Annotated in this window: 4 protein-coding genes, 4 tRNA genes and 1 rRNA gene; 1 reads left to right on the top strand and 8 read right to left on the bottom strand. The window is 45.7% G+C overall.

Annotated elements, in window-relative coordinates; translation table 11 throughout:
- From L5L77_RS22255 to L5L77_RS22275, 5 genes are all read right to left on the bottom strand, one after another.
- The coding region (locus L5L77_RS22255) for a GTP-binding protein (protein ID WP_263186831.1) at nucleotides 1-570 on the bottom strand (570 nt) is incomplete at its 3' end.
- Nucleotides 571-687: 117 nt separating this feature from the next.
- Nucleotides 688-763, bottom strand: a tRNA-Thr gene (locus tag L5L77_RS22260).
- An 8-nt stretch (nucleotides 764-771) separates the two neighbouring features.
- Nucleotides 772-845, bottom strand: a tRNA-Gly gene (locus L5L77_RS22265).
- A 38-nt stretch (nucleotides 846-883) separates the two neighbouring features.
- Nucleotides 884-968: transfer RNA gene (locus L5L77_RS22270), tRNA-Tyr, on the bottom strand.
- Between the two features lie 8 nt (nucleotides 969-976).
- A tRNA-Thr gene (locus L5L77_RS22275) sits at nucleotides 977-1,052 on the bottom strand.
- Nucleotides 1,053-1,287: 235 nt separating this feature from the next.
- On the opposite strand from L5L77_RS22275, the gene coaA reads away from it, so the two are divergent.
- Entirely contained in the window at nucleotides 1,288-2,238 is a 951-nt protein-coding gene (gene coaA, locus L5L77_RS22280; RefSeq protein WP_105251027.1) for a type I pantothenate kinase, read from the top strand.
- A gap of 27 nt (nucleotides 2,239-2,265) precedes the next feature.
- On the opposite strand, the gene birA is transcribed toward coaA, so the two are convergent.
- From birA to rrf, 3 genes are all read right to left on the bottom strand, one after another.
- A complete protein-coding gene (gene birA, locus L5L77_RS22285; protein ID WP_168827728.1) occupies nucleotides 2,266-3,225 on the bottom strand; it encodes a bifunctional biotin--[acetyl-CoA-carboxylase] ligase/biotin operon repressor BirA in 960 nt (319 codons plus the stop codon).
- Entirely contained in the window at nucleotides 3,218-4,243 is a 1,026-nt protein-coding gene (murB, locus tag L5L77_RS22290) for a UDP-N-acetylmuramate dehydrogenase (protein ID WP_263223430.1), read from the bottom strand. The genes birA and murB overlap by 8 nt, the downstream gene beginning before the upstream one ends.
- A gap of 442 nt (nucleotides 4,244-4,685) precedes the next feature.
- A 5S ribosomal RNA gene (rrf, locus tag L5L77_RS22295) occupies nucleotides 4,686-4,801 on the bottom strand.
- Between the last annotated feature and the right edge of the window lie 133 nt (nucleotides 4,802-4,934).

Consider the following 4,934-nt stretch of genomic DNA (forward strand, 5'->3'; position numbering starts at 1 on the left):
AAGGATCTTAGCTTCCCACTCTGGTTGACCTTCTAGGGCCTTCAGAGCTGAACCTTGGATTACTGGTAAATCATCACCTGGGAAATCGTATTCTGACAGAAGTTCACGCACTTCCATTTCAACCAATTCCAGTAACTCTTCGTCATCTACCATGTCACATTTGTTCATGAACACGATGATGAAAGGTACGCCAACCTGACGAGAAAGCAGGATGTGCTCACGAGTCTGTGGCATTGGACCGTCTGTAGAGGCAACTACTAGAATCGCGCCGTCCATCTGTGCAGCACCAGTGATCATGTTTTTAACATAGTCAGCGTGGCCTGGGCAGTCTACGTGTGCGTAGTGACGTGAAGGCGTGTCATATTCGATGTGAGAGGTATTGATCGTAATACCGCGCTCACGCTCTTCTGGAGCGTTATCGATTTGAGAGAAGTCTTTAGCTTCGCCACCGTAGGTCTTAGCCAGTACGTGAGAGATAGCTGCAGTCAGTGTGGTTTTACCATGGTCAACGTGACCAATGGTGCCCACGTTTACATGGGGCTTAATACGTTCAAATTTAGCTTTAGCCATGGTAATGCCTCAGTCCAAGATTCTTGGTGATGAAAACTAACATATAGAAAAAATCCGATGCATTAAAATGACATCGAACCGATTATGTTTAGGCGTAGGAGCTAAATTTAGAGAGGCTGGTGCTGATAGGCAGATTCGAACTGCCGACCTCACCCTTACCAAGGGTGTGCTCTACCAACTGAGCCATATCAGCAACTAATTTGGAGCGGACAGCGGGAATCGAACCCGCGTTATCAGCTTGGAAGGCTGGAGTAATACCATTATACGATGTCCGCGCAACCTAACTAAGGCTACCTAACTACCTAGAAAAAAGTGGTGGAGGGAGAAGGATTCGAACCTTCGAAGGCTGAGCCGTCAGATTTACAGTCTGATCCCTTTGGCCACTCGGGAACCCCTCCACAGAAAATGGTGCCGGCACCAAGAGTCGAACTCGGGACCTACTGATTACAAGTCAGTTGCTCTACCAACTGAGCTATACCGGCATTATCATTTCGGAACGGGATATTAGGTAAATGCGCTCCCAAGTGCAAGTAAAAAACGCCTATTTACGTAAAAAAAGCGCTTGAACGGTGTTTTTTTACACGTTATGCAACTTTGACGGCCAATTAAACAGCGAATACATCAAACGGTAACGGAAACACGACTGCAATCACCCATTTAGTATTGTTCCAAATAATCTCATAGTGTACTGTGCCTTTCCTAAGCTGAGGAAAGCCAATGACTTCTAAAAATTCAATTCAAAAAGCACTCTATCTCGCCTTCGAGCGCCTGCAATGGTCTGAGTTACGAGATTCAGTGCCGTTGACACTGAGTGAGCAAGACTTGGAGAACCTTAGAGGCATAAATGAAAAGATTTCCTTATCGGAAGTGACCGATATTTATCTTCCCCTTAGCCGGCTACTGAATTTGATCGTTAAAGCTAAGCAACAACGAGGCTTAGTGGTTGATGAATTCCTCGGTCAAAAACCATCAAAAAGTCCTTACATCATTAGTATTGCTGGTAGTGTCGCCGTCGGGAAAAGCACCACAGCACGTATTTTGCAAGCTTTACTACGACACTGGCCTGAACACCCAAAAGTTGATTTGGTGACAACAGATGGTTTTTTGTATCCTCTGGCGGACTTAAAACGTAAAGGACTCTTACAGCGTAAGGGATTTCCAGAAAGTTACGATATGAAAATGCTGGTTGAGTTTATCTCCGCCGTGAAATCCGGTCAGCCACATGTGAAAGCCCCTATCTATTCGCACGTCACCTATGACCGCGTTAAGAATCAGCATCAAACCGTTTCTCAGCCAGACATCTTAATTTTAGAAGGCTTGAATGTATTACAGACTGGACTCGACTCCCCCGTTGATACCCGTCGTCCTTTCGTCTCCGATTTTGTCGACTTTTCTATTTATGTCGATGCGGAAGAACCTTTGCTGAAACAATGGTATAAAGAACGATTTTTGCAGTTCCGCTCTGGCGCATTCAGTGACAAAAAATCTTATTTTCATCACTATTCGACGCTAACCGACGATGAAGCCAATACGATTGCCGCCAATATTTGGGACACAATCAATGGCCCAAACCTACAACTTAACATTCAACCGACCCGTGAGAGGGCCCATTTGATCCTGCAGAAAGGTCAGGATCATTTGATGTCCCACGTGCTGATGCGCAAATAGCCTTATATAAAATTGACTCTTGCGTACTTAGCGTGCCCTTAAGCTAATTTCACCGCCGATAAATGCTTGAACACCATCGGCGGTTTCGAGCAATACCGCACCTTGCTCATCAACGCCACGACAAATTCCTTCGACAGACTTTTCCCCCATAAGCAAACGTATTTCACGGCCATAAAATAAGTCCGCAGCTTGCCAACGAGTCTTGAATGCAGCTAATCCTTCACGCTCAAATAACTGAATATCACGCTTAAGCTGCTTCTGTAATGCAATAACAAGCGCCGTCTTGTCAGGCATGTCGACCAACTCTGACAAATCACTCCAAGGCTGATCGATACCTTTACCTTGTTCCTCTGACATAGCCATATTGACACCAACACCTATGATAAGCTGGCACAGGCTATCAGCCTGCCCCGACATTTCAATCAAGATCCCGGCAAGCTTCTTGTTATCCAAATAGATGTCATTGGGCCACTTAACACCAATATTCTCGACGCCAAAAGATTTAAGCACTTCAACCAATGTACAGGCCACCACTAAACTCAATCCCATGGCCTGTGCCATTCCCTGCGGGAAAGTCCAAAACAGCGAGAAATATAAGTGATGCCCATAGGGCGACACCCAAGTTCGGCCTCGACGACCACGACCTGCGGATTGATACTCTGCCACACACACATCACCATTCTTCAATTCAGTAGTATGGTCCAGCATAAAGCCGTTGGTGCTTGCTATCTCATCAAAGTAAAAGCAACGGTTATCAATTGATTGCACTAAACGTGATGCATCAATCAAAGAAATAGGATTAGCTAACTTATAACCGCGACCTTTGACGCTATAAATTGCCACACCATAGGTTTCTAGCGCATCGATGTGCTTATTCACTGCGGCACGCGAAATCCCAAGTTCAGTGGCTAACTGCTCGCCAGAAACAAATTGCCCGCTAGATAATAAAGCTAATATCTGGCGTTTTCTTCCCCAATGATCAGACATGCAAATCTCCTTCGCCATTGGCCCCAATGATTCTAGGCTCGGCTTCTAGAACGACACCAAATTTATCCCGAACTTGCGCAATAACATGCAGTGCTAGGCGGCAAATATCATGCCCCGTTGCTCCGCCTCGATTCACTAACACTAAGGCTTGCTTGTCATGCACTGCCACATTGCCGAGCACAAAACCTTTCAGTCCCGCTTGTTCAATCAACCAGCCTGCAGCCAATTTCACTGTTGCATCCGCTTGTGCGTAGCCCACTATCGTCGGAAAACGCTGTGCTAAATCTAGATAACAGGCCGCGCTTACAATGGGGTTTTTAAAGAAACTGCCTGCATTGCCGAGCACAGCGGGATCAGGAAGCTTTTCACTTCGTACTTGGCATACGCGCTCAAAAATCTCATGCGCTGTAACGGTTGCAGGATCAAACGATTGCAATGGACCATAGGCCAAACGCGGTTGCCAACGTTTAGCTAAGCGCAGTCCAACAACAGTGACTACAGCGAGATTGCGCAATTTGTCTTTGAAAATAGACTCACGGTAAGCAAATTGACACTCAGTTGTACTGATGCGCACAAACTCACCTGAGGGTAAATCAAGATACTCAACCCAATCACACACATCACATAGTTCAACACCATAAGCGCCAATATTCTGAATAGGTGCTGCACCAACCGTCCCAGGAATTAATGCCATATTCTCCAGCCCAAACATGCCATGCTCGAGCGTAAACTGAATTAACTCGTGCCAATTCTCACCTGCCTCAACCTCGAGATAAAACGCTTCTGTGTCTTCAGATACTTTTATCCCTTTCGATAAAATCCTGACAACTGTGCCGTTAAAGTCCTCCGTAAAGACCAGATTGCTACCGCCACCAAGCACTAACATAGGCAATTGCTTTTGCCATAGTGGCAGACATATCGCCTTAACAGCTTCTTTTGAGTGCGCTTCAACAAGATCCGCGCAAGATTGGGCTAAACCAAAGGAATTAAATGATTGAAGGCTATGAGATAGAGACATGTGTTTGTTCAATGACGACAAAAACGTATTGTAACTGCTAAAAGCGAGGATTGCAGCTCATGCTAGAGAAGATGGCTGGATGAAGAACAGAGAGAAAAGCAGGAAAATCACTCCAATTAACAAATTATAGACGCAAAAAAGCCAGCTTATTCAGCTGGCTTGGTTACATCTCAATGAGATAATTAGGCGCTTGGCGATGACCTACTCTCACATGGGGGTGAAATCATCGCGCTATAAATACGGAGTATTTAGCCATGATTGAACGCGAAGAAGCTTGTCTTCGTAGCTGGGGAGTCCGCTTAGCGGCGGGCGACCGCCATGGATGGTGGAAGTGTCAATATTGGAGGAATATTTATTGACCGACATCGAGATAAGTTTTCGCGGAGCGTATAAACACCAAAGCCCTAGCGGTTTAGGCTAGGGCTTTGGTGTTTATTTGGATGCTTGGCGATGACCTACTCTCACATGGGGAGACCCCACACTACCATCGGCGCGTTTGCGTTTCACTTCTGAGTTCGGGATGGGATCAGGTGGTTCCACAAGGCTATTGTCACCAAGCAAATTCTGTTTATTACCGTGTCCATCTCTGGACCACGTTAATAATAATTCGGAAAGCTGATTTGCTTTGTTTGAGTTCACACTTCATCAAGTGTCGATATTCTGTCTAAGGCTGTGTATAAAACCCATCTGG

The sequence above is a fragment of the Shewanella sp. SM29 genome, assembly GCF_025654245.1.
Lineage (GTDB): Bacteria > Pseudomonadota > Gammaproteobacteria > Enterobacterales > Shewanellaceae > Shewanella > Shewanella oncorhynchi.

Coding starts and splice junctions, on each gene's coding strand:
- murB (WP_263223430.1), bottom strand. CDS start 4,243: ATGTCTCTATCTCATAGCCTTCAATCATTTAATTCCTTTGGTTTAGCC.
- coaA (WP_105251027.1), top strand. CDS start 1,288: ATGACTTCTAAAAATTCAATTCAAAAAGCACTCTATCTCGCCTTCGAG.
- birA (WP_168827728.1), bottom strand. CDS start 3,225: ATGTCTGATCATTGGGGAAGAAAACGCCAGATATTAGCTTTATTATCT.